The organism is Enterobacter sp. RHBSTW-00975, assembly GCF_013615235.1.
In the GTDB taxonomy this organism is placed as follows: Bacteria; Pseudomonadota; Gammaproteobacteria; order Enterobacterales; family Enterobacteriaceae; genus Enterobacter; species Enterobacter ludwigii.
In genome coordinates, this window is record NZ_CP055883.1 from 561,383 (window position 1) to 587,273 (window position 25,891).

26 protein-coding genes are annotated in these 25,891 nt (G+C 56.8%); 4 read left to right on the forward strand and 22 right to left on the reverse strand.

Features of this window, described 5'->3' with window-relative positions:
* Positions 1 to 3 precede the first annotated feature (3 nt).
* Together HV340_RS02685 and HV340_RS02690 are read right to left on the reverse strand one after the other, a co-directional pair.
* The gene (locus HV340_RS02685; RefSeq protein WP_063925683.1) at positions 4 to 657 is read right to left on the reverse strand and encodes a LysE family translocator; all 654 of its coding nucleotides are present in this window, start codon (positions 655 to 657) and stop codon (positions 4 to 6) included.
* Positions 658 to 696: 39 nt separating this feature from the next.
* Complete coding sequence (locus tag HV340_RS02690; RefSeq protein ID WP_063925682.1) at positions 697 to 1,449, reverse strand: AraC family transcriptional regulator; 753 nt, start codon at positions 1,447 to 1,449, stop codon at positions 697 to 699.
* A gap of 154 nt (positions 1,450 to 1,603) precedes the next feature.
* Between HV340_RS02690 and HV340_RS02695 the strand changes: the two genes are divergently transcribed.
* Positions 1,604 to 2,974, forward strand: a complete 1,371-nt coding sequence (locus HV340_RS02695) for an NAD-dependent succinate-semialdehyde dehydrogenase (protein ID WP_020885319.1) — start codon at positions 1,604 to 1,606, stop codon at positions 2,972 to 2,974.
* A gap of 44 nt (positions 2,975 to 3,018) precedes the next feature.
* Here HV340_RS02695 and HV340_RS02700 read toward each other — a convergent pair whose 3' ends face one another.
* Entirely contained in the window at positions 3,019 to 3,339 is a 321-nt protein-coding gene (locus HV340_RS02700; RefSeq protein WP_032679568.1) for a hypothetical protein, read from the reverse strand.
* Positions 3,339 to 3,884, reverse strand: coding sequence for a YfaZ family outer membrane protein (locus HV340_RS02705; RefSeq protein WP_014168475.1), 546 nt, complete (start codon positions 3,882 to 3,884; stop codon positions 3,339 to 3,341). The genes HV340_RS02700 and HV340_RS02705 overlap by 1 nt, the downstream gene beginning before the upstream one ends.
* A 412-nt stretch (positions 3,885 to 4,296) precedes the next feature.
* On the opposite strand from HV340_RS02705, the gene HV340_RS02710 reads away from it, so the two are divergent.
* On the forward strand, positions 4,297 to 5,655 hold the full coding sequence (locus HV340_RS02710) for an esterase-like activity of phytase family protein (RefSeq protein WP_181216282.1): 1,359 nt from the start codon (positions 4,297 to 4,299) through the stop codon (positions 5,653 to 5,655).
* A 46-nt stretch (positions 5,656 to 5,701) separates the two neighbouring features.
* On the opposite strand, the gene yjiA is transcribed toward HV340_RS02710, so the two are convergent.
* The 14 genes from yjiA to hpaG all read right to left on the reverse strand — a co-directional run bounded on the left by yjiA (position 5,702) and on the right by hpaG (position 20,634).
* The gene (gene yjiA, locus HV340_RS02715; protein WP_020885316.1) at positions 5,702 to 6,655 is read right to left on the reverse strand and encodes a GTPase; all 954 of its coding nucleotides are present in this window, start codon (positions 6,653 to 6,655) and stop codon (positions 5,702 to 5,704) included.
* 10 nt (positions 6,656 to 6,665) lie between these two features.
* Entirely contained in the window at positions 6,666 to 6,869 is a 204-nt protein-coding gene (locus HV340_RS02720; protein WP_003856610.1) for a YbdD/YjiX family protein, read from the reverse strand.
* A gap of 96 nt (positions 6,870 to 6,965) precedes the next feature.
* Positions 6,966 to 9,119 (reverse strand): carbon starvation CstA family protein, encoded by a 2,154-nt coding sequence (locus HV340_RS02725; RefSeq protein WP_063925680.1) that lies wholly within the window; start codon positions 9,117 to 9,119, stop codon positions 6,966 to 6,968.
* A gap of 190 nt (positions 9,120 to 9,309) precedes the next feature.
* A complete protein-coding gene (locus HV340_RS02730; RefSeq protein ID WP_047955011.1) occupies positions 9,310 to 10,227 on the reverse strand; it encodes a WYL domain-containing protein in 918 nt (305 codons plus the stop codon).
* Between the two features lie 178 nt (positions 10,228 to 10,405).
* Complete coding sequence (locus tag HV340_RS02735; RefSeq protein WP_014168481.1) at positions 10,406 to 10,915, reverse strand: 4-hydroxyphenylacetate 3-monooxygenase reductase subunit; 510 nt, start codon at positions 10,913 to 10,915, stop codon at positions 10,406 to 10,408.
* Between the two features lie 17 nt (positions 10,916 to 10,932).
* Entirely contained in the window at positions 10,933 to 12,495 is a 1,563-nt protein-coding gene (gene hpaB / locus HV340_RS02740) for a 4-hydroxyphenylacetate 3-monooxygenase, oxygenase component (RefSeq protein ID WP_014168483.1), read from the reverse strand.
* Between the two features lie 164 nt (positions 12,496 to 12,659).
* Positions 12,660 to 13,571 (reverse strand): 4-hydroxyphenylacetate catabolism regulatory protein HpaA, encoded by a 912-nt coding sequence (gene hpaA / locus HV340_RS02745; RefSeq protein ID WP_181216283.1) that lies wholly within the window; start codon positions 13,569 to 13,571, stop codon positions 12,660 to 12,662.
* 9 nt (positions 13,572 to 13,580) lie between these two features.
* Positions 13,581 to 14,933: a 4-hydroxyphenylacetate permease gene (gene hpaX, locus HV340_RS02750; RefSeq protein WP_047356938.1), complete on the reverse strand. Its 1,353-nt coding sequence runs from the start codon at positions 14,931 to 14,933 to the stop codon at positions 13,581 to 13,583.
* Between the two features lie 21 nt (positions 14,934 to 14,954).
* A complete protein-coding gene (gene hpaI / locus HV340_RS02755) occupies positions 14,955 to 15,752 on the reverse strand; it encodes a 4-hydroxy-2-oxoheptanedioate aldolase (RefSeq protein ID WP_063925679.1) in 798 nt (265 codons plus the stop codon).
* Between the two features lie 9 nt (positions 15,753 to 15,761).
* Complete coding sequence (hpaH, locus tag HV340_RS02760; RefSeq protein ID WP_020885309.1) at positions 15,762 to 16,565, reverse strand: 2-oxo-hept-4-ene-1,7-dioate hydratase; 804 nt, start codon at positions 16,563 to 16,565, stop codon at positions 15,762 to 15,764.
* A 78-nt stretch (positions 16,566 to 16,643) separates the two neighbouring features.
* Positions 16,644 to 17,024, reverse strand: coding sequence for a 5-carboxymethyl-2-hydroxymuconate Delta-isomerase (locus HV340_RS02765; protein WP_020885308.1), 381 nt, complete (start codon positions 17,022 to 17,024; stop codon positions 16,644 to 16,646).
* A gap of 9 nt (positions 17,025 to 17,033) precedes the next feature.
* Positions 17,034 to 17,891 carry a 3,4-dihydroxyphenylacetate 2,3-dioxygenase gene (gene hpaD / locus HV340_RS02770; RefSeq protein WP_020885307.1) on the reverse strand — a complete coding sequence of 286 codons (858 nt, stop codon included), beginning with the start codon at positions 17,889 to 17,891 and terminating at the stop codon, positions 17,034 to 17,036.
* A 2-nt stretch (positions 17,892 to 17,893) separates the two neighbouring features.
* Complete coding sequence (gene hpaE / locus HV340_RS02775; protein WP_014168491.1) at positions 17,894 to 19,360, reverse strand: 5-carboxymethyl-2-hydroxymuconate semialdehyde dehydrogenase; 1,467 nt, start codon at positions 19,358 to 19,360, stop codon at positions 17,894 to 17,896.
* Positions 19,357 to 20,634 carry a 4-hydroxyphenylacetate degradation bifunctional isomerase/decarboxylase gene (gene hpaG, locus HV340_RS02780; protein ID WP_063925677.1) on the reverse strand — a complete coding sequence of 426 codons (1,278 nt, stop codon included), beginning with the start codon at positions 20,632 to 20,634 and terminating at the stop codon, positions 19,357 to 19,359. The genes hpaE and hpaG overlap by 4 nt, the downstream gene beginning before the upstream one ends.
* A gap of 269 nt (positions 20,635 to 20,903) precedes the next feature.
* Between hpaG and hpaR the strand changes: the two genes are divergently transcribed.
* Together hpaR and tsr are read left to right on the forward strand one after the other, a co-directional pair.
* Positions 20,904 to 21,344, forward strand: a complete 441-nt coding sequence (gene hpaR / locus HV340_RS02785; RefSeq protein WP_014168494.1) for a homoprotocatechuate degradation operon regulator HpaR — start codon at positions 20,904 to 20,906, stop codon at positions 21,342 to 21,344.
* Positions 21,345 to 21,429: 85 nt separating this feature from the next.
* Complete coding sequence (tsr, locus tag HV340_RS02790; RefSeq protein ID WP_032682055.1) at positions 21,430 to 23,094, forward strand: methyl-accepting chemotaxis protein; 1,665 nt, start codon at positions 21,430 to 21,432, stop codon at positions 23,092 to 23,094.
* A gap of 67 nt (positions 23,095 to 23,161) precedes the next feature.
* Here the strand turns inward: tsr and HV340_RS02795 are convergent, their stop codons facing one another.
* The 4 genes from HV340_RS02795 to HV340_RS02810 form a co-directional block, all read right to left on the reverse strand.
* A complete protein-coding gene (locus HV340_RS02795) occupies positions 23,162 to 23,668 on the reverse strand; it encodes a GNAT family N-acetyltransferase (protein WP_181216284.1) in 507 nt (168 codons plus the stop codon).
* A gap of 29 nt (positions 23,669 to 23,697) precedes the next feature.
* On the reverse strand, positions 23,698 to 24,171 hold the full coding sequence (locus HV340_RS02800; RefSeq protein ID WP_068795238.1) for a hypothetical protein: 474 nt from the start codon (positions 24,169 to 24,171) through the stop codon (positions 23,698 to 23,700).
* A gap of 1 nt (position 24,172) precedes the next feature.
* Positions 24,173 to 24,913 (reverse strand): winged helix-turn-helix domain-containing protein, encoded by a 741-nt coding sequence (locus HV340_RS02805; RefSeq protein WP_014168498.1) that lies wholly within the window; start codon positions 24,911 to 24,913, stop codon positions 24,173 to 24,175.
* Positions 24,914 to 25,183: 270 nt separating this feature from the next.
* On the reverse strand, positions 25,184 to 25,723 hold the full coding sequence (locus HV340_RS02810) for a helix-turn-helix transcriptional regulator (protein ID WP_040018564.1): 540 nt from the start codon (positions 25,721 to 25,723) through the stop codon (positions 25,184 to 25,186).
* Positions 25,724 to 25,891: the final 168 nt, after the last annotated feature.

Here is a 25,891-nt window from a genome sequence, read left to right on the forward strand (position 1 = left end):
GGCTTAAGAATAGAGGGAGGCGGGAAGAAAATGCAAAAAACGCCACACGACCCACCCACCAAACGCCATCAGCACCACGCCAGCGGCTCGCTCAATCAGCCAGAGTGAACGGCTGAGCGTCCGCTGAACCACGGGCAAGCCCATCAGCGACACCAGCGCTAAATCCCAGACCAGCACCACCATTACCATCCAGACACCGCAGGTTGACTGCTGAAGCAGCGTGACATCCGGCCCTAACAGCGCCGTCATGAGCGCCAGATAAAAAAGCGCATTCTTCGGGTTTAACAGTGCCGAACCGAGCCCCAGCAGGATTTGCTTACGCAATGAGGGGCACCGCTGATGAGTCTCATTGAGCGCAAGCGTCTGCGGGCGGCTGCGCGCCAGCCGCGATCCAATCCAGAGCAGGTAGAGCGCGCCGGATAATTCGATAAGGGTGAACAGCCACGAAAACGTGCGCAGGGCGCTCCAGCCGATAATCACCAGCACAATATAGAGCGCGTTACCCGCGGCGATACCGAGGCACAACCCGGCACTGCCGCGCAGCCGGTAACGTGCGGCGTAACCGACCAGCAAAAAGAAATCCGGACCGGGGCTTAACAGGGCTACAAAATGCGCCAGCGCCAGGGCGAGAAAAGCGGAAGGGAAGAACAGTTCCATCGTGACCTCCAGAGCAAAAACGGAGATCACCTTACGGCGTTACGTATCCTGATTATTGTCTGATATTGATCGGCCCGTCGCGTACTGGCGAGGCGTGGCGGCCGTGTAGCTGACGAAGGTTTTATGGAAATGGCTCTGGTCGGCAAACCCGCTCTGGTAACCGACATCGGCGAGATCATCTCCCGCACGCAGTCGCGCTTTGGCGTATTCCACGCGAGAGATGTTGAGAAAGCGTCCTGGCGTCAGGCCGGTGTCCTGTTTAAAGGTGCGGATTAACGTCTCTTTGCGCAGTGAAAATCGCCGGGCAAGGTCGTCAAGGGAAGGCGGAGCGGTGAGGTTCGACAGAAACGCCTCTTGCACCTGCTGACTCAATGAATGGGGCTTATCTGTACGGCCTGTAGAGGGAGGAAGGGCGCAAAGCAGTGCGTTCAGGGAGGCCGCGGTCATGTTCTCAACCACGTCAAGATAGTGATTAAACAGCGTTTGGTCGCGAATGACCTGCAGTGCCAGCGAAAGGTCAGTGTCGATATACAGCATATGGTAGCTGCGTGGCTTCCCCGCCACCGGGTTGCAGCTGTGGGGCGCATGCGCCGGGATGACGATGATGTCGCCAGGGGTCAGGATATACTCACTGTCATGGACTGTGCAGCACGTCTGGCCTTCCAGGATCGCGCCAATAGAGAGCTGTGGGTGACAATGACGTTTATACGCCTGGGTGCTCTGCCACGTGCTGCGCAGCTCGTGGCCGCAGGCGCGATGAAAGGTCTGGCGGATGTGTCGGGTCTCGGTCATGGGGGACTCCTGTCAGGAACGTTTTTTATACCATGCCCGCGCGACATGTTGCAGTACCACGCTAAGAACCTTCCGGATATACCCAACTTTACGTCCATCGCCAGTCATATTGTCTACCCTTAATACCCTAAGCGGTAAAACAAGGAGATTCGACATGGCTTACCAGACAGTAAATCCTGCCACAAACCAGCTCATCAAAGAATATCCCTCCCATACCGACGCGGATGTTGAAGCGGCGCTGAAGGCGGCCGATGCGCTTTACCATTCGGACTGGGCAAAAGGCGACATTAACCAGCGCCTGCCGGTACTGCGTAAACTTGCGGACCTCATCGACGAACGTACGGAGGATCTGGCCAAAATTGCCAGCAAGGAGATGGGGAAGCTCATTGAGCAGAGCCGCGGTGAAGTGAAACTGTGCGCGCAAATCGCCCGCTACTACGCGGATAATGCCCAACGGTTCCTCGCCCCGGTGAAGTACGACTCCGAACTCGGGGAAGCGTGGGTCGAGCACCACCCTATTGGCGTGCTGATGGCCGTTGAGCCGTGGAACTTCCCTTATTACCAGCTGATGCGTGTCCTCGCCCCGAACCTGGCGGCCGGTAACCCGGTGATCGCCAAACACGCCAGCATCGTGCCGCACTGTGCAGAGACGTTTGCACATCTGGTGCGTGAGGCCGGTGCACCGGAAGGGGCGTGGACCAACCTGTTTATTTCGTCGGATCAGGTGGCGAACATCATCGCCGACGATCGTGTACAGGGTGCCGCGCTGACCGGTTCCGAAAAAGCGGGTAGCGTGGTCGCGGCGCAGGCGGCGAAGCACATCAAAAAATCGACCCTGGAGCTGGGCGGTAACGACGTCTTTGTGGTGCTAGATGATGCCGATCTGGAGAAGGCCGTGAAGACGGGCGTGAATGCCCGACTCAATAACGCCGGCCAGGTCTGTACGGCGGCGAAGCGTTTCATCGTGCATGAGAAGATTGCGGATGCCTTCCTCGCGAAATTCACCGAGGCATTTAAGCAGGTGAAGATTGGCGATCCGCTGGACGAGAGCACCACCCTGGGGCCGCTGTCCTCTCAGGATGCGCTGGACACGTTGACCACACAGGTCAACGAGGCGGTGAAAAACGGCGCGACGCTGCATTACGGTGGCAAACCGGTGCAGCGTGACGGGTGCTTCTTTGAGCCGACGATCCTGACGCATATCTCGCGCGACAACCCGGCCTACTTTGAGGAGTTCTTCGGCCCGGTGGCGCAGATCTATGTGGTGAAAAATGATGACGAAGCGGTCGCACTGGCGAACGATTCCCACTATGGTCTGGGCGGCGCGGTGTTCAGCAAGGATATCGAGCGGGCGAAGAAAATGGCGTCGCGTATTGAGACCGGGATGGTGTATATCAACTGGCTCACCGATACCGCGCCAGAGCTGCCGTTTGGCGGCGTGAAGCGATCCGGTTACGGACGCGAACTGTCGGACCTGGGGATCAAAGAGTTTGTGAACCAGAAGCTGGTGGTGGTGCGTAAGTAACTCCGCGAATAAAAAACCTGCCATTCGGCAGGTTTTTTTTGGGGTTATTGCACTTCAATCTTGTCCCAGCCGCTTTTGAACATGCAGCTGTCGACTAAGGTATCCCGGCGATATTCATTCGCGTCTTCAACCGTGTAGCTCGTGGAAATATCCTTTTTCTTTTTCGATTTGTCCATTTTTTCCGAGCTCGAACCGGTCACAACATTGTCCGGGGGCAGATCAATCAGGGCCTGTGCTTCGCATTCCGTGAGCCTTTTATTCATCTCAGCGTCACTGACTCCCGGTTTCACCCATTTATACTGGACGCAACCGGTGAGCAGAAGCGTGATGCTCAGAACGCAAAGCGCGGTAATGCGGTGTTTCATCAGAAGGTGACTCCACCGCCTACATATGCGCCGTCGATCAGCGTGTGGCCAGGACGACCGTCTTTGCCGTCAACGCTTACGTGACGATAACCCACTTTCAGCGTCACAGGCGTGATTGGCGTCCAGCTCACACCGCCGTTGGCTTCCACGTAATTTTTCACGCTGTTGTTCAGACCTTCTGGTGCGGCATACCCTTCGCCAAACACGTGGATACTGTCGGTCAGCGCAACGTTAATACCGCCACCGATGGGGAATGCCACGCCGTTATCGCCTTTTTTTGGGCCAAGGTAGATTGCTTTGGCACCGGCATTCAGCATCACCGGGCCCACTTCCAGGTTGTAACCGGCGCCAACGCCACCTGTTTGCGTGCCGTCGTCGGTGTTTTTGAGCCAGTTGCTTTCAAGGTACACACCGGATGAGGATTTACCCATTTCCAGATTAAGGTTAGTAAAGTTTTTACCTTGCTCAATCGTGCCGCCCATAGCCAGTGCGGAACCCGACAGGACGGTCAGAGCAGAAAGAAGAAGAACATTCAGTTTTTTCATGTTTTGTGCCTCGTCATTAATTTCATCTGAGGCCACCTTAACAAGCGATGTTTATGACTGCAAATGTGATTAAGGTCGTGTTTTTATGCTGTTTTTGTTAATGGCCGGCTTTTGAAATGTTGCTTTCATGTTTAGTTATCGCCGGGTCAATATGTATTGCCTGGACGTTTAGGACAGGTTTAGTTTTTTGACTAAATAGACACTGAACGAGACAGAGGATAACCGTTTGACATGAATTAATTGGCTTTCTAATAATTTCTAGAAACATTTCAAATTTTACACTTTGTGGTTTAGTTTTACATTTCTTGCGGTTCATGCGCCTGCAATTGCCTGCCCGCGTCTCTCTGCGGTGTCATTTTCCTGACACGTTTGTTCTTTACGTTGTTGGCTTCACTTTCTGGATACTAACAATATGAAAAGAAAAATTATTCCTGTGCTTATCGGTTGTGCGCTCTCTTTCTCTGGCCTGGCGGCGCAGCCCACGGCCGAGCACTATGTTGTCAGCTTCCCCAAAGGCACGCGCGTGAGCTACAGCGGCGCGTTTGCCGGTGCGTTCCCGAAGGGACTCCCGGTCGGGATTGGCTCTGGCCTGCTGTTTACCGGTAAACAGGGCGATACCCTGACGTTTGCGACCGTGACCGATCGCGGTGCGAATGCGGATTCGCCGAAAGTGGGGAAAGATGAAGCCAAAATCTTTGTCACGCCCGATTTCGCTCCGCTGCTGATGACGATTCGCGTACAAAATGGCAAAGCGGAGGCCGTCGATGCGCGCCCTCTGCATGACGATAAAGGCGAGATCAACGGTCTGCCGCTGCAAAGCGGCGTGATTGGCTCGACCAATGAAGTGGCGTTCAGTGACACGTTAAAGGTGCTGAAGGGCGACAATCGCGGGCTGGATACGGAAGGTATCACGCCGGACGGTAAAGGCGGTTACTGGCTGTGTGACGAGTACGGTCCGTTCCTGATTAACGTCGACAGCAAAGGCAAGATCCTGGCGATTCACGGTCCGCAGGCGGCGGAAGGCGAGAAATCCATCGCGGGCGGCTTGCCGAATATTATTAAATGGCGTCAACCAAACCGGGGCTTTGAAGGCCTGACCCGTATGCCGGACGGGCGTATCATTGCCGCGGTGCAAAGCACGCTGGATATCGACGGCAAAAGCAAAAAACAGGCGCTGTTTACCCGCCTGGTGAGCTTCGACCCGGCGACCGGGAAAACCGCGATGTACGGTTATCCCATCGACAGCGAAGCCTACAGCAAAAACAATGACGCCAAAATCGGCGATATTGTGGCGCTTGATAACCAGCACCTGCTGCTGATTGAGCAGGGCAGCGATAAAAACGATGGCATGCGCAACCTCATCTACAAGGTGGACCTCAGCAAGGCGAGCGATCTGACACGCTTTGATAAGCCGGGCGAATACCCGGAGTTTGATGACGAGAAGACGCTGGCCCAGCGCGGCATTACGCTGGCGGCTAAAACCCAGGTCGTGGATTTGCGCGCGCTTGGCTGGCAGCATGAAAAGGCCGAAGGGTTAGCGCTGATTGACAACAACACGCTGGCGGTCGCGAACGATAACGACTTTGGCGTGAAGGTGGCGATGGAAAATCCGGTCGAGGGCAAGAAGCTCAAGGATTATCGGGTGAATTCGCAAGGTGCGCTCACTATTGATGATAAACCGGTTGCGACCACCCTCGCCGTGAAGCCGCTGGCGAAGCCGGCGTCAGAAAGCGAACTGTGGATTGTGACGCTGCCCGACGCGCTGAAATAATCTCCCAGCCCTCTCCTCAACTGCGGAGAGGGCTGCGTTCGTACGGTTATTTGCGCAGTGCTGCAAACGCTGTCCGGATCTCGTCTTCCGGCAGCTGTAGCCCAATAAACACCATCACGCTTCGCGGCGTTTCATCTCCCCACGGTCTGTCCCAGTCCGCACTGTACAGCCGCTGTACGCCCTGGAACAGCAGGCGGTTCGGTTCGCCATCAATCCACAGCATCCCTTTGTAGCGCAGCAGCCTGTCGGCAAAAGAGAGCAGCAGATTTTCCATGACGCGGGAGACGTCACTGATATCCACCGGGTAATCCAGCTCGACCACAATCGACGAGACGTCGTTTTGCTTATCTGCCATAAAGTGGAAGCGCGGCGTTGAGGTGACATGCTCTTCCAGCATAAAGCCGTTGGTGTTGAACAGCTGCGAGAGATCGATATCACCGTGCGTCGCGATGTAAATCGGCGCCCGCGAGTTGATACGCGTCAGGCGCTCGCGCAGTTTTTCGCTGTCGCCCGCCACGTCGGTTTTGGTCAGCAGGATGCGATCGGCGTAGCCCACCTGCGACTGGGCGAGGGTGAACTGGTTCATCTGTTCGTCGGCATGAACCGCATCGACCAGCGCAATGACGCCGTCCAGCAGGTAGCGCTGGCAGAGGATCTCATGGGCGAAAAAGGTCTGAATAATCGGGCCGGGGTCAGCCATACCGGTGCATTCAATCACCAGGCGGTCAAAATCGATTTCACCGCGATCGCGGCTGTCGAGCAGATCCAGCAGGGCGTCTTCTAATTCATTCGAGCGGGTGCAGCAGATGCAGCCGTTAGTCAGGGTTTTGATCTGCGTGGCGCGATCGCCAATCAGCTGATCGTCGACCGAGACTTCGCCGAATTCGTTTTCGATCACGGCGATTTTGAAGCCGTGCTGCGCGTTCAGAATGTGGCGCAGCAGGGTGGTTTTACCGGCGCCAAGGAAACCGGTCAGCAGGGTGACGGCAATCGGGGTCATGGTCTCTCCTTTAGCAGCAGCGTACGCCGCCTTCTCCACTCCCGCCGTAGCGCGCTTCCTGACGCTCGCGGAAGAATTCGGTATAGGTCATGTACGGTTTATCCGGATGGTTGGTCTTCATATGCTCAACGTAGTTGTCATAGTCCGGAATGCCAATCAGCATTTTCGCCGCCTGACCGAGGTATTTTTTCGCTTCGCCTAAGTTACCAAACATTATGCCTTCCAGATAGAAAAAGCCCGGCAGGGGCTGCCGGGCGTAGTTTCCCTTCACCCTAACCCTCTCCCGGAGGGAGAGGGATGCGAAGGCGGATTAGTGGTGTGAAGAGGTCTTCACGCCGCCTTCCGGTACCGGGACATACGGGGTTTCTTTATCCGTACGACCCTCGGCGTTACGCACGTTCAGCCAGGTTTTGATGCCGTAGAAGATGATGCTGTACACCACCACCAGGAACAGAATACTCAAACCTGCGTTGGTGTAGTTGTTCACCACGATGTGGTTCATGCTGGCAATCTGCTGGGCAGTGAGGTCCGCGCCGCCTGCGGCAATTTTCTCTTTGTACTGGTTAGCCATGAAGAAGAAGCCTTCCAGCTGCGGATTGGCGCTGAACAGTTTCAGACCAAGCGCCCAGGTGGTGCAGAGCAGCAGCCACAGCGCAGGGATCACGGTGACCCAGATGTATTTGGTGCGTTTCATCTTCACCAGTACAACGGTGCCAAGAACCAGGGCGACAGCGGCCAGCATCTGGTTAGAGATACCGAACAGCGGCCACAGGCTCTTCACGCCGCCCAGCGGGTCGACAACGCCCTGATACAGCAGGTAGCCCCACAGACCCACGCAGCCCGCGGTTCCCAGAATACCCGCCACCAGAGAGTCGGTTTTCTTCAGGAACGGCACGAAGTTACCCAGCAGGTCCTGCAGCATAAAGCGTCCTGCACGGGTACCGGCGTCCAGCGCGGTGAGGATGAACAGCGCTTCAAAGAGAATACCGAAGTGGTACCAGAAGCCCATGTCCGCCCACGGCAGCACTTTGTGGAACACGTGTGCGATACCCACTGCCAGCGTCGGTGCGCCACCGGCGCGGTTCAGGACTGACGGTTCGCCAATGTCTTTCGCGGTCTGCATGATCTGCTCAGGCGAAATCACGAAGCCCCAGGAGCTGACGGTTGCGGCAGCATGTGCGCTCGCATCTTTCAGCTGCGCCATGATCAGCGCCGCGTTATCACCGCCCATCTCATGCAGGTTTGGCATGGTAATGCCCAGGCCTGCCGGAGGGGTGTTCATCGCGAAGTAGAGACCCGGTTCGATGATGGACGCGGCAACCAGCGCCATGATCGCCACGAAAGACTCCATCAGCATTGCGCCGTAGCCAATCAGACGCGCGTCTTTTTCGTTAGCCAGCAGCTTCGGTGTGGTACCGGAAGCAATCAGGGCGTGGAAGCCAGAGACCGCACCGCAGGCGATGGTGATAAACAGGAACGGGAACAGCGCACCTTTCCACAGAGGACCGGTACCGTCGATGTACTGGGTCACTGCCGGCATTTTCAGATCCGGGTTAATCACCAGGATGCCGATCGCCAGACCGACGATAACGCCGATTTTCAGGAAGGTCGCCAGGTAGTCACGCGGTGCCAGGATCAGCCAGACCGGCAGCAGAGCGGAGACAAACGCATACCCAATCAGCGCGAAGGTGATGGTGGTGTCCTTGAAGGTCAGCGCCGGGCCCCAGTACGGGTCGTGCGCAATCACGCCACCGAAGTAGATGGATGCAACCAGCAGCACAATACCAATCACCGATACTTCACCCACGCGACCCGGGCGGATAAAGCGCATGTAGATACCCATGAACAGCGCAATCGGCACGGTAGAGCAGACGGTGAAGACCCCCCACGGACTTTCGGCCAGCGCTTTCACCACGATTAACGCCAGCACCGCGAGGATGATGATCATAATCAGGAAGCAGCCGAACAGTGCGATGGTCCCCGGCACGCGGCCCATCTCCTCTTTCACCATCTCACCCAGAGAGGCGCCGTTACGGCGAGAAGAGATAAACAGCACCATAAAGTCCTGCACCGCCCCGGCCAGCACTACGCCCGCGAGCAGCCACAGGGTACCAGGCAGGTAGCCCATCTGCGCGGCCAGAACCGGGCCGACCAGCGGACCCGCACCGGCGATAGCGGCAAAGTGGTGACCAAACAACACGTAGCGGTTGGTGGGCACGTAGTTGAGACCGTCATTATTAATGACCGCCGGAGTGGCACGCGTCGGGTCGAGTTTCATGACCTTCTGCGCGATGTATAAGCTGTAGTAGCGATAAGCAACAAGATAGACGGAGACAGACGCAACGACGATCCACAGGGCGCTTACGTGTTCGCCCCGGCGTAGTGCGACAACCGCCAGACAAAAAGCGCCGAGGATCCCGAGTAACGCCCAGGGCACGTGCTTCAGTAGTTTTTTCGTATCCATAGTAAGACCTGGTTTTTTATGTAATGAAAAAGGGTCAGGGTTCGTTATGAGGAGGTATTGATTAATGCTGGAGCGATCGTGCCAGAACCACGCGCGTGTAAAGACAGGTAAATGAATGAGCGGTTGAAAGGGCCAGGTGAGCGGTCAAAGAGGGCGGCGAGTGGTTCCGTCTCGCCGCCGCCGGGAGAAATTATGTGATTGAGATCACGTGGTTATCTGCTGTGCGCTCTACCGCCAGATAATTTTCCAGCGTTTTAAGCAGCTTCTCTTTTAGCCAGTTGGGCTCCAGGATTTGAATGTTCGGCAGCCAGTAGAACAGCAGCGGCAGGATCTGGTTCTCGTGTGCCGCCTGACAGCGCAGCGTGACGCCGTTGTGCTGCTCACCGACAAGCTCTTGTTCTGGCAGCAGGTCGCGGCGCATAAAGTAATGTGAAATAGTATCTTTAATGAATATTTTCACTTCGAAAGTGTCTTCCGACACCCACGGATCAAGGCTTTTTTCCAGCAGTTCGAGCGCATTTTCTTCCGGCGTGAAGGTTTTTTGTTGAATATCAAACCAGCTAATCTGACTCAACGAGAAGGATTTTAGCCGGCTATTCTCGGTGGCTTGTAAATACCATATATTTTTATTGTTAATGAGTTTATAGGGATTAATCAGGCGGGTTTTACCCTTATAAACGATCTGGCATACATTACGATTCTTAATCGATTTCTCGATTTTCGATAAATAGCGACGAATATCACGTTCTACCGTGTGCTCTGCTTCGTTGCCAAGAATAAGAATATGATTTTCGTCAACGCGTGTCTCAAGTTTCTGCCAGAATTCCGTATTTCTTTCCGGGAAAAAGCTATCGGCATTCAGGAAGTTAGCAATCGTGTGATGTAATCCTTGTCCACCGGGAGATTGTGCGGAGTGGATCAGACGATACAGTCCGTTACCGGTATGTTCCACAATAGGTGAAAGCGCATTTAAATCCCGGTAGACGGTGCGCTCGGTAATTTTAAATTTTTCCATGAGCGCACTGCGGTTTACCACACCATTTAAATGTAACTCAACCAGAATATCGACCAGACGTTCAGCCGAGCGGCTCCGCGTCGATTTAGCCATAAGGTCTTCCTGTATATTAGGGTATGCGCTGAATGATGCGGGTCGCACTGACATGTATTGTCAGTATTCAGACACAGAAAATTTCTCTTATGGCTATATAACGGCGTGATTAAGCGGAAACCTTAGGAATTTTTGTGGAAATTGGCGCTGGCCGGGAAACGGCCAGCGCAGGAGGGGGTCATACTGCGGCTTCAGTCTCCATCATGACGGGGTGGAAACGGCGTTTAAAATAGATCAGGCCGTGTCCCGCTTCGCTCAGAATGATATTTTTAATTTCAACGAGATAAACCAGATGGGTGCCGATGGTTTGCACCTGGCTAATCTCGCCTTCAAGGCTTGCCAGCGCGCCCTTCAGCACCGGTTGCCCCTGCGGACCTTTCTGCCAGCAGGAGAGGGCAAAGCGATCGTCCATTGCCATGCCGGTCATCCCGGCGAAGTGGCGGGCCATGATCTCCTGCTCATGGTTCAGCACGTTGACGCACAGCTTACCGTTACCCTGGAAAACCGGGTTCATGGCGCTGTTGGCATTGATGCAGACCATCAGCGATGGCGGGGTGTCCGTGACCGAACAGACGGCGGTGGCGGTGATACCGCAGCGTCCTGCATCGCCCTCGGTGGTGACAACGTTAACCGCCGCCGACAGGCTGGCCATCGCATCGCGAAAACGCAGGCGTTGTTCTGTATGCATTGAAACCTCCCGCTGCGTTATTTCAGCAGCTTATCCAGCATGTTGATATCGGAATTATTGTGCAGGTGCGGCACCGTCCAGCCATGCTGGTCGTACTCGGACATGCAGCGGTCGACCATTGCCATCATTTTGTCCATGTTGCCAGAGCTCTGTGCCTGACGCAGACACTGCAGACGGATTTCGTCCTGGCTGCCGGAGTAGTTGATCTCATACAGCTCGTGACGACCACCAAACTCGCTGCCGATGGCATCCCACATCAGTTTCAAAATCTTAATGCGTTCCACGTGATCCATGCCGTTGGAGCCGCGCACGTATTTCGCCAGATACTGGTCGATCTGCGGATTGTTCAGGTCTCGCGCGCTGGACGGCAGATAGATCAGGCCGCTGGTGACGTTACGCTCGATGATGTTCTTGATCTTCGCATAGGCCATCGGGGCCATGACGCGGTAGGTCTGCAGCGCCGCGTGATCCGGCAGATACGCACCATTCACCCACGGTGTGGCTTCAGAACACATGGAGTCGCTCAGCGCCCAGAACATGTTGCGCCAGGCCACCACTTCCCCGAGATCCGCCTGCACGCCGCGGAACTCCAGGGTGCCGGTACACTCCAGCGATTTCTTCAGCAGCGCGGTAATGAAATCGAGCTTCACCGCCAGACGTACGCAGGCCTGCAGCGGGTACATGCGGGCAAAACCGCCTTCCATGGTCCAGCGACGGCAGCGATCGAAATCGCGGTAGATCAGCACGTTTTCCCAGGGGATCAACACATGATCCATCACCAGGATCGCGTCGTTTTCGTCGAAACGGCTGGAGAGCGGGTAGTCGTACGGAGAGCCGGTCGCACCTGCCACCATTTCGTAAGAGGCGCGAGAGATCAGCTTCACGCCTTCGGCGTCCATTGGCGCAACGAACATCAGCGCGAAGTCCGGGTTTTCGCCCATGACCTGCGCGGAGCCAAAACCGATCATGTTGTAGTGAGTCAGCGCCGAGTTGGTTGCCACCACTTTTGCGCCGCTAACGATGATCCCGGCGTCGGTCTCTTTTTCCAGCTTGATGTAGACGTCTTTTACTTCGTCTGCCGGTTTGTGACGGTCGATGGGGGGGTTAACGATGGCGTGGTTGAAGTAAAGCCCGGTTTCCTGAATACGGGTGTACCAGTTGCGGGCGTTCTGTTCGAACTGGCCGTAGAACGCCGGATTGGCACCGAGCGCGCAGCCAAACGCCGCCTTGTAGTCCGGGGTGCGGCCCATCCAGCCGTAACTCAGGCGCGACCACTCGGCGATGGCGTCACGCTGCTGACGCAGGTCGTCGGCACTTTTTGCCACGCGGAAAAACTTATGGGTGTAGCCGCCGCTGCCGGTATCGGTGCCCCAGCACAGCGTGTCCTGCATGTCAGGCTTGTGCAGCGCATCGTACATCTGCGCGATGGAGGCTGCCGCATTGCGAAACGCCGGATGAGTGGTCACGTCTTTGACGCGCTCGCCGTAGATATAAATCTCGCGGCCATCCTGCAGGCTTTTTAAATACTCTTCACCGGTTAACGGACGTTTGGCATCAGCGCGGAAATCTTCAGGCTTCATAGGGACCTCGTATCGGAATAGTGATGTTAAATTTATGTTTTGTTTTTGTTGTTTAATTGAAGCCTGAGCGGGGGTGAACGTGAAGGGACGATTGGGACAACGGCTGGTACTTTTCGCATATGATCGCAGAGTGTGATTTCCCTCACCCTGAACCCGGGAGAGGGTCAGGGCTGGGGTGGGGTAACAGACGACACCGGTACTTTTTGTGCCCGATACGCGCTCGGCGAACACCCCACTAACCGATTAAAAAACCGGGCAAAATAGGCCGGGTCTTTAAACCCCAGCTGCCAGGCGATTTCGCTGACCGCGCTGTCGGAGAAGAGCAGCATCCGCCTCGCTTCACGCAGCTGACGGTCAAAAATCAGCCGCTTCGGCGGGCGGTTGGCGAAGCGCCGGCAGATATCGGTCAGACGCGATTCGGTCAGGTGCAGTTCGCTGGCATATTCCGGCACCGTCCAGTGCTCATGAAAATGGACGTCAATCAACTGGGTAAAGCGCTGGAACAGTTTCAGCTCGCCGCGCATGCCGCTGGCGGCATGATCGTCGAGCTTCGCGTTGCGCAGCAGCAGGGTGAACACCGCCTGGGCTAGCAGAACCAGCGTGTGTTCGCGCCCGGGCAGTTGCGCCGTCGATTCCCGGGCAATCAGCGGCCAGTAGTGCTTCAGCGCCGCCAGTTCGTCCGGCTTATCGGCCAGCGAGAGGCAGATCCCCGGCAGGCCAAAGGCTTCCCGCGTGTCGGGGTAGAGCACTTCCAGCAGCGGCCAGATCAGATCCTCGCGCACCGTCAGAACGTGCCCGTCGCTGTCGGATTCGGTAATAAACGCGTGCGGCACCGACGGGGGGGTGAGCACAAACAGCGGAGCCTGCACCGAGTAGCGGTGATCGTCGAGCTGCAGTTCGATCTGTCCGGTATCCAGAAAGTGCATCTGAAAATACTGGTCGTGACGGTGAGCCTGCATGTCGCGGCCAAAAAAGGCCGCCATGCGGGCGAACGACTGATAGTGAACATCATCCGTTCCCAGACTTTCGTCGTACTCTTTGCTGATGTCGATATTCGCGATCGGGTTCTGGCACATAGCCGCTCCTTACGGGATTTTCTGCGCCGCCATACCCGGCTCGTGCTCAAGGCTCTCCCGCTGCGTCATCGGGATACGTGTCAGCACCAGCGCGCCGACCACCAGCAAGCCGGCAACAAACCACAACCCGGAGCTGAAGCTGCCGGTGCTGTCACGCAGAATACCGATCAACAGCGGGCTGACGGCGGATCCGACGTTACCGATGGCATTGATCACCGCCAGTGCGACCGCCCGCGACTGCAGGCTAATAACCCGATCCGGCGTGGTCCAGAAGATCGCCATGGCGGTAAACGATCCGGTTGAGGCCATGATGATGCCAAGCAGCTGGATCAGGCTGTGGTGGGTCGCCGAGGCCAGTAACCATCCTGCCGCCGCAAAGAGATACGGCAGAATGGTGTGCTTTTTTCGCTCTTTCAGCCTGTCGGAGCGGCGGCTCCACCAGATCATCCCGATGATGGTACAAAACTGCGGGATCGCCGCCAGCAGGCCAATCACAATGTTGCTGCTGCCGGTGTTAAAGCTCTGCAGGATCTGCGGCGTCCAGATATTAATCGCGCTCAGGGTGTTCGTGAGGCAGAAATAGGCCAGGGTATAGAGCAGCACGGCCGGAGTAAACACTTCGCGCAGCGTCGAACGCGGCGTTACGGGGCGGGCGATGGCCGACTCCTGCTCGCGGGCGATCATTGTTTTAAGCGCCTGCTTTTCGTCGTCATCCAGCCAGCTGGCCTGATCCGGCGTGTCGTTCAGGTAGAACCACGTCACTACGCCGAGCACCACGGACGGTAGCCCCTCCAGCAGGAACAGCCATTGCCAGCCTTTCAGGTTCCACAGCCCGTCCATGGCCAGAATATAACCGGAGAGGATCGAGCCGAGCATCATGGTCACCGGCATGGCGATCATAAACAACGCATTGGCGCGGGCGCGGTGGTAGGCAGGGAACCACCAGGTGAGATAGACGAGGATCCCCGGCAGGAATCCGGCCTCGGCAATGCCCACCAGCATGCGCAGCACATAGAGCGTGTGCGGGCTGGTGGCGAACATGGTGCAGGTGGAAGCGATGCCCCACACCACCATGATCCCGGCGATCCAGCGCCGGGCGCCGACCTTCGCCAGCATGATGTTGCTGGGGATCCCACATATCACGTAGGTGACGTAAAACAGGGTGGCGGCCAGGCCAAACATGGTCGAGGTGAGGCCCAGATCTTTGCCCATCGTCAGCCCGGCAAAGCCGATGTTAATGCGGTCAAGAAACGAGAAGACAAACAGGATAAAGAGAAACACGATCAAACGACGAAACAGCTTCTGAATAACGCGGTGTTCTACAGCTTTATTATCATGGGTTTGCAGGGTAGAGGTCGTCATGTTGCGCTCCACATCGTACGTTTAGTAGACGGATTTATTGTTATTTACTGACGTAACCGGGATATCGATAAAACGTGCCGCCAGCGCCTCGGCGCTGCGTGCAAGCAGGGTGGTGTCGACCCCGACGGCGACAAACAGCGCGCCAAGCTCGAGGTAGTGTTTTGCCAGCGGCTCGTTAGCCATCAGGATGCCGGGCGCTTTGCCTGCCGCACGGATCTGCGCAATGGCCTTCTCGATGGCGGCCTGGACTTCCGGGTGCTGCGGATTTCCGGCAAAGCCCATGTCGGCGCTCAGATCCGCCGGGCCAATAAACACCCCGTCCACGCCTTCCACGTCGAGGATGTGCGGCAGATTTTTCAGCGCCTCGCGCGTTTCAATCTGCACCAGCACGCACATGGCATCGTTAGCGCGCTGCAGGTAATCAGGCGTGCGGTTCCAGCGCGAGGCGCGAGCCAGCGCGCTGCCCACGCCGCGGATCCCCGCCGGTGGATAACGCGTGGCGCGCACCGCCAGCCGGGCTTCATCGGCGTTTTGTACCATCGGCACCAGCAGGGTTTGCGCCCCGACGTCCAGCAGCTGTTTGATCTGGACCGGATCGTTCCACGACGGGCGTACCACCGGCTGGCTGGCGTAAGGCGCGATCGCCTGCAGCTGGGTCAGGACGGTTTGCACGTTATTGGGCGCGTGCTCTGCGTCGATCAGCAGCCAGTCGAAACCCGCACCGGCCAGCAGCTCGGCGCTGTAACTGCTGGTCAGCCCCAGCCAGAGGCCGATTTGCGGTTTTCCGGCGCTGAGCGCCGCTTTGAATCTGTTTTCCATGGTGGTCTCCTAAACAAAACGGCAGCTGATGGAGCCCATCTTGCCGTAGTCCACGTGGAAGGTATCGCCCTTGCTGGCCGGCACCGGGCGGGTAAACGAACCGCCGAGGATGATTTGGCCAGGCTCCAGCTGAACGTCGTACGGCGCGAGTTTATTGGCAAGCCATGCCACACCGTTGGCCGGGTGGTTGAGCACGCCCGCGGCGACCCCAGTCTCTTCAATGACGCCGTTGCGGTAGAGCAGCGCGGAGATCCAGCGCAGATCCAGCTCGTCGGGCTTAATCGGGCGACCGCCAAGGATCACACCTGCATTGGCGGCGTTATCGGAGATGGTGTCGAACACCTTGCGCGGACGCTGGGTCTCGGGATCGATGTTGTGGCAGCGGGCGTCGATCAGCTCCAGCGCGGGGATGACGTAATCCGTGGCGTTGTAGACGTCGAACAGGGTGCAGTTTGGGCCGCGCAGGGGTTTTGCCAGCACGAAGGCCAGCTCCACTTCGATGCGCGGGACGATAAAGCGGTCGGCAGGGATATCGCCGCCGTCGTGGAAGAACATGTCGTCGAGCAGAGCACCGTAGTCCGGCTCGCTAATCTGCGAGCTGGCCTGCATCGCTTTGGAGGTGAGGCCAATCTTGTGGCCTTTCAGCACGCGACCTTCGGCGATTTTCAGGCTCACCCATTCGCGCTGTACGGCGTAGGCGTCGTCAAGGGTGATCGTCGGGTAGTCGAGCGAGATCTGGCGGATCTGCTCCCGGGACTGCTCCGCCTGATGCAGACGATGGGCGATCAGGGTATGGGTGTGTTTATCGAGCATGGCGATTTCCTGTTGTTGCCGGGTGGCGTGCTGCTCACCCGGCTTGCGTTCAAAGCCGTTGTCGGCCCGGTAAGGGCGCTACTTAAACAAAGCGTGCACGTTGTTTTGTTTGTAATTGAGCGTCGGGTGCAGCTCGTCTATTTCAAAAGAGAGCGCCAGATAGCGCGATGCCATCAGGTCGGCGAAGTGGGTTTTAATCAGCTCAAACAGTGCCTTTCCCACCGCCTCCCGGCTCTCCAGACTGCGCCCGGCGCCAATCTTCAGCGTCATATGCACAAAGGCGTAATCGTGCTTACCGTCGGCCATCTGCCAGGTGTCCAGCCAGTGCGCACGGCTACGGATACCGCCGAGTGGGAAGATTCCCGTGGCGGCAAGCGCGTCGTTCACTTTGGCGAACAGTGCTGGCAGGTCCGCCTGCTCGCGGATGTTGTCAGTGCATTCAGCAATAAAGTGCGGCATGGTGGCTCCTTACGCGGACGCGGGCAGGGGGAAAACGGCGTTAACCTGGCCGGTGCCGGAGCTGGGGAACAGCTCGGTGAGGAACTCCACCTTGCCGTCGTATGTGTCCCAGCCGAGCATCCCCAGCAGCATCACCGTGTCGTGCATGTTGCCCTCGCCGTAGCAGTAGTGGGCATATTCCGGCAACATGCTGCAGAACTCCCTGAACTTGCCTTCACGCCACAGCTTCACCACGCGTTCGTCCATCTGACGGTCGAACTCGCGGGTGTAGCTGTTCATTCCCTCTTCGGCGCGCTGGTCGTCGATAAAACGGTGCGACAGCGAACCGCTGGCGAGCACCGCCACGGTGCCGTCATATTTCTGAATCGCGCTGACGATGGCCTCGCCCAGCCTGCGGCTGTCGGCGAAGTCGTGGACGGTGCAGAACGCGGCGATAGAGATCACTTTGAAGTGCTTATCGCTGTTCATGTAGCGCATCGGTACCAGCGTGCCGTACTCCAGCTTGAGGCTCGGGATGTTGTGCGCTTTGGCACGTACACCGAGTTTCACCGCTTCGTCGGCGATAAGCTGGCCGAGCGCCGGGTTACCGTCGTAGTCGTAGGTCATGTCGCGGATAAAATGCGGCAGCTCGTTGCTGGTGTAGATGCCGGAGAAATGATCCGCACAGTTGATGTGGTAGGCGCTGTTCACCAGCCAGTGGGTATCGAACACAATAATGGTATCGACGCCCAGCTCCCGACAGCGCTTGCTGATCTCTTTATGTCCGTCGATGGCGGACTGGCGGCAGCCGTGGTTTTTTCCCGGCAGTTCAGAGAGGTACATTGACGGAACGTGGGTAATTTTTGCCGCTAACGCTAACTTGCCCATACTCAGATCCCCCATTTTGGAATCGGATGGTCGCCCATGGAGATGCAGACGTTTTTCATTTCAGCGAACACCTCGAAGCTGTATTCGCCCCCTTCGCGCCCGGTACCGGAAGCCTTCACGCCGCCAAACGGCTGACGCAGGTCGCGCACGTTCTGGGTGTTTACAAACACCATTCCGGCTTCGATATTGCGCGCCAGGCGCAGCACTTTGCTGACGTCCTGGGTCCAGATGTATGACGCCAGGCCGTACTCCACGTCGTTAGCCAGACGCAGCCCTTCGGCTTCGTCCTTAAACGGCAGCAGGCAGGCAACCGGCCCGAAAATCTCTTCCTGGGCCACGCGCATCCGGTTGTCGACGTCTGCCAGCACGGTCGGGCGCAGGAAGTTGCCGTTTTTCAGGTGAGCAGGGAGATCGGTGGGTTTGTCAGGGCCGCCCGCCAGCAGGGTCGCGCCTTCTTCAATGCCAAGACGGATATAGCCGGAGACTTTTTCCCAGTGCTGCTGGCTGATCAGCGCGCCAACCTGAGTGTTCGGATCGGTCGGGTCACCCACGCGCAGACGGTTCGCGCGCTCGGCAAAGCGCCTGACGAATTCCGGGTAGATGCTCTGCTGAATGAAAATGCGTGAGCCAGCGGTGCAACGCTCGCCGTTGATGGAGAAGATGGTGAACAGGGCGGCATCCAGCGCGCGTTCGATATCCGCATCTTCAAAAATCAGCACCGGGGATTTCCCTCCCAGCTCCATGGAGTATTTCTTCAGTCCGGCGTTTTTCATGATGTTGCGCCCGGTGGCGGTGCCGCCGGTAAAGGAGACGGCGCGCACGTCGTGATGACGTACCAGCGCATCGCCCGCCGTTGCGCCATAGCCCTGCACCACGTTCAGCACGCCCGCCGGAATACCGGCCTCCAGCGCCAGCTCGCCCAGACGGTCGGCGGTCAGCGGGGAGAGCTCAGACATCTTCAGCACCGCAGTGTTGCCCAGCGCCAGGCACGGCGCAACCTTCCAGGTGGCGGTCATAAACGGCACGTTCCACGGCGACACCAGCGCGCAGACCCCCACCGGCTGCACCAGGGTGTAGTTGAGCATCTTGTCGTCGACCGGGTAGGTTTTACCGTTCATCTGCTGGCACACTTCGGCGAAGAACGCGAAGTTGTGCGACGCGCGTGGAATAAGCACGTTTTTGGTCTGGTGGATCGGCAGGCCGGTGTCGGCGGTCTCGAGGGCCGCAATCTCCGGAACGTGTTGATCGATAAGATCTCCGAGGCGACGCATCAGGCGTGCGCGCTCTTTCATCGGCAGGTTAGCCCACGTCGGGAATGCCTCTTTAGCCGCCGCCACGGCCTGATGAATTTCAGCTTCACCGCCGGACGCGACCTCCGCCAGCACCTCTCCGGTGGCCGGGTTAGTGGTGTGGAAGTAATCACTTCCTGCGACGTTTTTACCGTTAATCCAATGGTTTATTTTTTTCATTTTGCAGTCTCCTCACTGACAATGCGGTTCACCAGGCGGCCCACGCCCTCCACTTCCACGACCACTTCGTCGCCTGGCTGTACGTCATACAGACCCTTTGGCGTGCCGGTGGCAATCATGTCGCCGGGCTGCAGGGTCATAAACTCGCTGAGATAGGCAATCAGGAACGGGATGCTGAAGATCAGATCGGCAGTGGTCCCTTGCTGGCGCAATTCTCCGTTCACGAAGGTACGCAGGGTTAAGTTATGCGGGTCGGGAATGGCCTCTTTCGGCACGATATGCGGGCTGAGGGGGGTCAACCCGTCGCGGCTTTTCACCCGCAGGTTCGGGCGGTAGTAGTTTTCCAGGTAGTCACGGATGGCGTAATCGTTACAGACGGTATAGCCCGCGACATAGTCCATCGCCTCGCGCTCACTGACCTTGTGCGCCGTTTTGCCGATGACCACCACCAGCTCCGCCTCGTAGTGCATGTACTCAATGTTGTTCGGGCGGACCGAGGTCTGGTTATCGCCGGTCACGGTGTTGGGGGCTTTGATAAACACCAGCGGTTCCGTTGGCGGCGTAAACGCCAGCTCGCTGGCGTGATCGGCGTAGTTCAGACCAAGCGCGAACAGCGTGGCGTGCGGATGTGGGCCTTGCGCATGGGCGACCTTGCGTTCATCAACCACCGGGTTTTCCAGGGACGGGAAGCCTTTCGCCAGAATGCGTACGCGATCGCCCGGCTGCAGCGGGACGCGCGAGTGTGGGGTGCCGAGCAGAATGGCATCGCCCGGACTGAGGGTGGCGAACTCGCTCAGGGCGCTCAGCAGTTCGGCGGCATTGCGCTGCAGGTCAGCGGTGTTCCAGTGGTCCGCTTCCCGGCCGTTAATTTCGGTGACAATGGTCAGGTTATCAACGTGGTCGAGGGCGGCCAGCTCTCCCAGCGGACAAAAGCCGTCGCGGCATTTGGCCTTGATCGCCGGGCGATAAAAACTCTCTTCCGGCAGGCTCACTTCGTTGGCAAGCGCGTAACCGGCGATGTACTCCGCCGCCTCGTCCACGGGAACGTTACGCGCCGTTTTACCCACAACCAGCGCAACCGTGGCTCCGCTTAACACGGTTTCTCCCTGCGGGAAGGGAATGGGGTCGCCCGTGCGGATCACGGTGTTATGCGGTTTGATAAACCACACGGCGGTTTTTGGCGGCGTGTTGTAGGGGGCTTTTTCAAACGCGTCGCGCCAGGCATCGCGCTGGCTCTGGTGGTTCAGCGCTACGGCAAAAACAGTACCTTTCATTCACTTACTCCTCAGGCCGGACGTCCGGTCTGTGATTTCATTAATATGTTAATGATCTGGTTGTATGCCTTTGCTGTTTATTTCGCAACCAGAAGTGAATAATTTGTGATATGAATAACAATAAATTTACATAAAGAGATTAAAGGCTATATTTATCATTGCGTTAATAAATCAGGCTTGTTTCTGTTAGACTTTTTGTCGTAAAACGCGTTGTGTGTAAAACCAGCAGAACTGAATTGTTCATGTGTTAATGATTACCGGGAGAGGCTATGCATGATTCATTAACTATCGCCCTGTTACAGGCGCGGGAAGCGGCGATGTCTTACTTCCGCCCGATTGTGAAACGGCATAACCTGACCGAGCAGCAGTGGCGCATCGTGCGCGTGCTGGCCGAACATCCGTCGATGGATTTTCACGATCTGGCGTTTCGCACCTGTATCTTGCGTCCCAGTCTGACGGGCATTCTGACGCGCATGGAGCGTGACGGTCTGGTGCTGCGCCTTAAGCCCGTAAACGATCAGCGCAAGCTGTACGTATCGCTGACCAAAGAGGGGAACAGGCTATACGAGCGTGCCCAGGCCCAGGTGGAAGAGGCGTATCAGCAAATCGAGGCCGAATATACGCCGGCGAAGATGCAACAGCTGACAGCGCTGCTGGAAGAGTTTATTGAACTGGGGAACCGGCATATCACAGCGCGCGAAGAAGAGTAAAAACCACAAATTTAAGGATGATTTTCGTAAAGTTTTCCCTTTCCAGGCCGAAAATCCTGTTATCTGTCTGATGGAAAGCGAAAACATGTTAAACCGTATCAAGATTGTCACCAGCTTAATGCTGGTATTAGCGATATTTGGCCTTTTACAACTCACATCCGGTGGTCTTTTCTTCAATGCCCTCAAGCATGACAAAGAGAATTTCACCGTCCTGCAAACCATTCGCCAGCAACAGTCCACGCTGAACGCCAGCTGGGTTGCCCTGCTGCAAACCCGTAATACCCTGAACCGTGCGGGTATCCGCTACATGATGGATCAGAGCAATATCGGCAGCGGCGCGACCGTGAACGATCTGATGCAAATTGCGGCGGCTTCCCTGAAACAGGCAGAAAAAAACTGGGCTGAATACGAAGCCCTGCCACGCGATCCGCGTCAAAACGACGCCGACGCGACGGAGATCAAACGTAACTACGATATCTACCACGGTGCACTGGCGGAGCTGATCCAGCTGCTGGGCGCGGGCAAAATCAACGCCTTCTTCGATCAACCTACCCAGAGCTATCAGGATGGTTTTGAGAAGCAGTACGTGAACTATCTGCAGCAGAACGACAAGCTGTATCAGATGGCGGTGGAAAACAGCAATAGCTCCTACAGCCAGGCAATTTGGGTGCTGATTAGCGTACTGATTGCGGTGCTGGTGGTGATCGTGGCCGTGTGGCTGGGTATCAAGCAGGCGCTGATTTCGCCACTTACCCGTCTTATCGACAACATTCGTCATATCGCCAGCGGCGATCTGGTGAAGCGCATCGAGGTGCAGGGCGCTAACGAGATGGGTGAACTGGCCGACTCGCTGCGTCATATGCAGGGCGAGCTGGTCCGTACCGTTGGCGATGTGCGTAACGGTGCTAATGCCATCTACAGCGGCGCGAGCGAAATCGCGATGGGTAACAACGATCTCTCTTCCCGTACGGAACAGCAGGCCGCATCCCTGGAAGAGACCGCTGCCAGCATGGAGCAGCTGACGGCGACCGTTAAGCAGAACGCCGAGAACGCCCGTCAGGCGAGCAACCTGGCGCTGAGCGCGTCTGAAACCGCGCAGAAGGGCGGTAAAGTGGTGGATAACGTGGTGCAAACCATGCGTGACATCGCGGGCAGTTCGCAGAAAATTGCCGACATTATCAGCGTGATCGACGGCATCGCGTTCCAGACCAACATCCTGGCACTGAACGCTGCAGTAGAAGCGGCACGTGCGGGCGAGCAGGGCCGCGGATTTGCCGTTGTTGCGGGTGAAGTCCGTAACCTGGCACAGCGCAGCGCCCAGGCAGCACGTGAGATCAAGAGCCTGATTGAAGACTCTGTTGGCCGCGTGGAAGTCGGGTCTACCCTGGTAGAAAGCGCCGGCGAAACCATGGGCGAAATCGTTAATGCGGTAACCCGCGTGACGGACATCATGGGCGAAATCGCCTCTGCGTCTGATGAGCAGAGCCGCGGTATCGATCAGGTGGGTCTGGCGGTAGCTGAGATGGATCGCGTGACCCAGCAGAACGCCTCGCTGGTGGAAGAGTCTGCCGCGGCGGCAGCGGCACTGGAAGAGCAGGCGAGCCGTCTGACTCAGGCCGTGGCCGTGTTCCGCATTCAGCAGGAGCAGATGAAAGCCCGCGAGCAGGCTTCAGCGAAAACCGCTGCTGCCCCTATGATGGCGCGTAAAGCCGCGACCACCGATGCGGGCGAAAACTGGGAAACGTTTTAATCCTGCCACAGTGCCGGGGGGCGGCTACGCCTGACCCGGCCTGTAATGGGGGTTTTGCAGGCCGATATCACAGAGGCAGGCGCATGGCACAGCGGGAGTCATACGCGAAACCGTGCGCCGCTTCTTCCTCTCTTTTCTGACGCAGTTCAGGCGTTAGCATCGTCACCGTTTCAAACCCGAGTCGCGCATAAAACGGCGCATTCCACGGCACCTCGCAAAAGGTGGTCAGCGTCAGCGATGTCAGCCCCAGCGTGCGGGCATGGTCTGCGACGCAGGCGATAAGTCGCCGACCTATTCCTCTTCCCTGCCACTCCCGATGAACCGAGAGTTCGACAATAAACAGCGATGACGGATGGGCTTCTGCAAGGATAAACCCGACGGGTAGGTCGTTTGCCAGCGCCAGCCAGCTTAACCCGCGTTTCGCGTAATCAAGATGTTGTTCCGCGCAAATGACGTCGCCGTCTGCAAGCCAGGCCAGTTCGGGGACGTCCCGAAAACGCTCGCCTGCCGCGCGCTCGATGGCGGGCAGGGCTGCAACATCTTTGGGCGTCGTCGGTCGTAAGAGAATGTTCATGGCGGAAAGTATACCCCGACCAGCCGCGCCTATTCTGAACAAATCAGGACCGGCGCATAGAAATTGCTGATCACCAGCGCGTCTTCCGGCGTGCGTTCAATCTTCAGGAGTCTTTTGTTCCCCGGCGTCAGGCCGGCGACGTACTTTTCAAAGACCCCCGGTGGCAGGGTGTCATGGCTAAAGCGCGCCACGCTTTGTATGAATATTTCATAGAGTGAGCCCTCAACGTGCCGCCACGTAAACATCTCCTGGCGGGAAACATCCCAGTGATGTGGCTCGTTAACCACGTCGCCGTTAAGCGTAAGGTACCCTGTGTTGTCGGGCTGAAAGCGCAGCGTAACCTCCCCTTCAAAGGAGAAATCATGATCGTCATGTCGGGCTGAAAATGTCAGGTTTCCTGCACAGGTTCCGGACAGCGGAGGCGTGTAGACGTACCACGCCAGCGTCACGCCAATCAGCAACAGATTGAGCACCAGAATAAGCCACACTTTTTTTTGTTTCATATCACCACTCGTAAAAGTAAAGCGTTCGGCAGGCGCTGGCTTTACCGTCCGTGAGAGAACACTGGGAAAGGACCAGCCGCCCTTCGTGGCCATAGAAAAGTGTTCTCTGGATGTGCATATAGAAAATAGAGTTTTTCAGGCAGGGCAGATTACCTTCGCGCTGAAGCGTCTGCGCCAGCGCCATGGCCTTAGTGTGAAACACATCTGCCAGCGGGGAGAAGGTGTAGACCGGACAGGTGCCAATGTGGGTGAGCAGATGAGTGTCACTGTACTGGTGCGCCTGTTTCGTCAAACAGGCGCCGATGCACAGCGCCACGACCATCAGCGTGAGTACACCGCAGAATAGCCATTCTGGCTGAATGCGTCGTGAGGCCGGGACCGACTCCACGACGGGAAAATCGTCCTCCAGGGGCGTTACCGCGATATCAGCACTGAGCATAAAGCCCGTTTTCGGCACGGTGACGATAAACAGGGTGTCGGGCAGCAGGCTCGACAGCATTTTGCGCACAATACTGATGTATTGATTTAACGAATTGTTGGACCCCTGGAGCCCACGTTGATCCCAGACATCACTCAGAAAGGTGTCACGTTCGACGACGTTGCCGTGATGCTGAACCAGCAGCTTCATGATGGCGTTGGCGGTACAGGTGAGGATTTGTCTGTCCAGATCGGGTGCATTGATAAGAGAAACAGAACCGTCTTCGTCGTTATAGACGATGGCGTCAGCAAGCAGGTATTTCATAAGTTATTGTAATACAGAAAAAATAACAAAAAAGAAGATAAGGCTGTGCCTTGTCGGACATAACACGCTGGCTATTTTAGCGTCATTGTTACCGATAACATTGATCCAGACAAGATTTAAGGCAATTTACTCGTGCAGTCGGATTACCACGTCATCCCAACGTGGCGGGAAGGGCATAGCGAGACAGCAGCGCCAGCATCAACAGCCAGAGAATGAGACAGGGAAGATGACGCCGCATGATCTTATTTCCCGACGTGATTAGCCGTGCAGTTACAAACACGATGCCGGGTAGTCGAGCAGGAAGAGTTTGCGATGGAATTCCGCCAGGTTCTGGCAGTGAAATTTGTTCATCGCGTTACGCTTGTGGGTGTAGATCGTTTTCGGGGATTTATTCAGGATCTGCGCGATGCGAACCGGGCTGAACCCGTTGCGGAACAGCATGCAAACCCGAAGCTCCTGGCAGGTGAGCGTGGCGTTTTTTACGCTTGCGAACGGCGTGTTCTGAAAACAGCGGCTGAGCTGCGCGAGTGACAGGTTTCCCGCCACCACGTGGACACGCTCACCCCCCAGAATGATTTTAATATCGTTGACGCGGGACGCATCGGTGAATACCAGCCACCCTTTTTTGACGCGGATATTCAACATCAGTTGCCGCAGGGGCAGGATCCCCTCAGGGCTCACGTCGTTAATCCAGAAAATTTCAGGGCAGGGGTCCACACTCTGCGAGATGAACGTCTTCAGGCCCAGCCACAAGAAGGCATTGCCGCTTAAAACGATGACCTTATAGTCGGCATTCAGTGTCTGCGGCATCAGGGTTTGTTCCCCTGGTAGCGCTGGTCGTACTCCGCTGCGCTGTGCCAGGGTGGATTCGAACGTATGGCCGGTTAGCATGATAAAAAGTGGGTAACTCTCTCAGGGTGTAAGGAGTTACACATTCTGAGATATGATTTCTTTCTGGTGAATTTATAAATAGAAATG

Bases quoted from the DNA above. Each gene is read 5' to 3' on its own strand.
- HV340_RS02685 (WP_063925683.1), bottom strand. From the start codon at position 657: ATGGAACTGTTCTTCCCTTCCGCTTTTCTCGCCCTGGCGCTGGCGCAT.
- HV340_RS02690 (WP_063925682.1), bottom strand. From the start codon at position 1,449: ATGACCGAGACCCGACACATCCGCCAGACCTTTCATCGCGCCTGCGGC.
- HV340_RS02695 (WP_020885319.1), top strand. From the start codon at position 1,604: ATGGCTTACCAGACAGTAAATCCTGCCACAAACCAGCTCATCAAAGAA.
- HV340_RS02700 (WP_032679568.1), bottom strand. From the start codon at position 3,339: ATGAAACACCGCATTACCGCGCTTTGCGTTCTGAGCATCACGCTTCTG.
- HV340_RS02705 (WP_014168475.1), bottom strand. From the start codon at position 3,884: ATGAAAAAACTGAATGTTCTTCTTCTTTCTGCTCTGACCGTCCTGTCG.
- HV340_RS02710 (WP_181216282.1), top strand. From the start codon at position 4,297: ATGAAAAGAAAAATTATTCCTGTGCTTATCGGTTGTGCGCTCTCTTTC.
- yjiA (WP_020885316.1), bottom strand. From the start codon at position 6,655: ATGACCCCGATTGCCGTCACCCTGCTGACCGGTTTCCTTGGCGCCGGT.
- HV340_RS02720 (WP_003856610.1), bottom strand. From the start codon at position 6,869: ATGTTTGGTAACTTAGGCGAAGCGAAAAAATACCTCGGTCAGGCGGCG.
- HV340_RS02725 (WP_063925680.1), bottom strand. From the start codon at position 9,119: ATGGATACGAAAAAACTACTGAAGCACGTGCCCTGGGCGTTACTCGGG.
- HV340_RS02730 (WP_047955011.1), bottom strand. From the start codon at position 10,227: ATGGCTAAATCGACGCGGAGCCGCTCGGCTGAACGTCTGGTCGATATT.
- HV340_RS02735 (WP_014168481.1), bottom strand. From the start codon at position 10,915: ATGCATACAGAACAACGCCTGCGTTTTCGCGATGCGATGGCCAGCCTG.
- hpaB (WP_014168483.1), bottom strand. From the start codon at position 12,495: ATGAAGCCTGAAGATTTCCGCGCTGATGCCAAACGTCCGTTAACCGGT.
- hpaA (WP_181216283.1), bottom strand. From the start codon at position 13,571: ATGTGCCAGAACCCGATCGCGAATATCGACATCAGCAAAGAGTACGAC.
- hpaX (WP_047356938.1), bottom strand. From the start codon at position 14,933: ATGACGACCTCTACCCTGCAAACCCATGATAATAAAGCTGTAGAACAC.
- hpaI (WP_063925679.1), bottom strand. From the start codon at position 15,752: ATGGAAAACAGATTCAAAGCGGCGCTCAGCGCCGGAAAACCGCAAATC.
- hpaH (WP_020885309.1), bottom strand. From the start codon at position 16,565: ATGCTCGATAAACACACCCATACCCTGATCGCCCATCGTCTGCATCAG.
- HV340_RS02765 (WP_020885308.1), bottom strand. From the start codon at position 17,024: ATGCCGCACTTTATTGCTGAATGCACTGACAACATCCGCGAGCAGGCG.
- hpaD (WP_020885307.1), bottom strand. From the start codon at position 17,891: ATGGGCAAGTTAGCGTTAGCGGCAAAAATTACCCACGTTCCGTCAATG.
- hpaE (WP_014168491.1), bottom strand. From the start codon at position 19,360: ATGAAAAAAATAAACCATTGGATTAACGGTAAAAACGTCGCAGGAAGT.
- hpaG (WP_063925677.1), bottom strand. From the start codon at position 20,634: ATGAAAGGTACTGTTTTTGCCGTAGCGCTGAACCACCAGAGCCAGCGC.
- hpaR (WP_014168494.1), top strand. From the start codon at position 20,904: ATGCATGATTCATTAACTATCGCCCTGTTACAGGCGCGGGAAGCGGCG.
- tsr (WP_032682055.1), top strand. From the start codon at position 21,430: ATGTTAAACCGTATCAAGATTGTCACCAGCTTAATGCTGGTATTAGCG.
- HV340_RS02795 (WP_181216284.1), bottom strand. From the start codon at position 23,668: ATGAACATTCTCTTACGACCGACGACGCCCAAAGATGTTGCAGCCCTG.
- HV340_RS02800 (WP_068795238.1), bottom strand. From the start codon at position 24,171: ATGAAACAAAAAAAAGTGTGGCTTATTCTGGTGCTCAATCTGTTGCTG.
- HV340_RS02805 (WP_014168498.1), bottom strand. From the start codon at position 24,913: ATGAAATACCTGCTTGCTGACGCCATCGTCTATAACGACGAAGACGGT.
- HV340_RS02810 (WP_040018564.1), bottom strand. From the start codon at position 25,723: ATGCCGCAGACACTGAATGCCGACTATAAGGTCATCGTTTTAAGCGGC.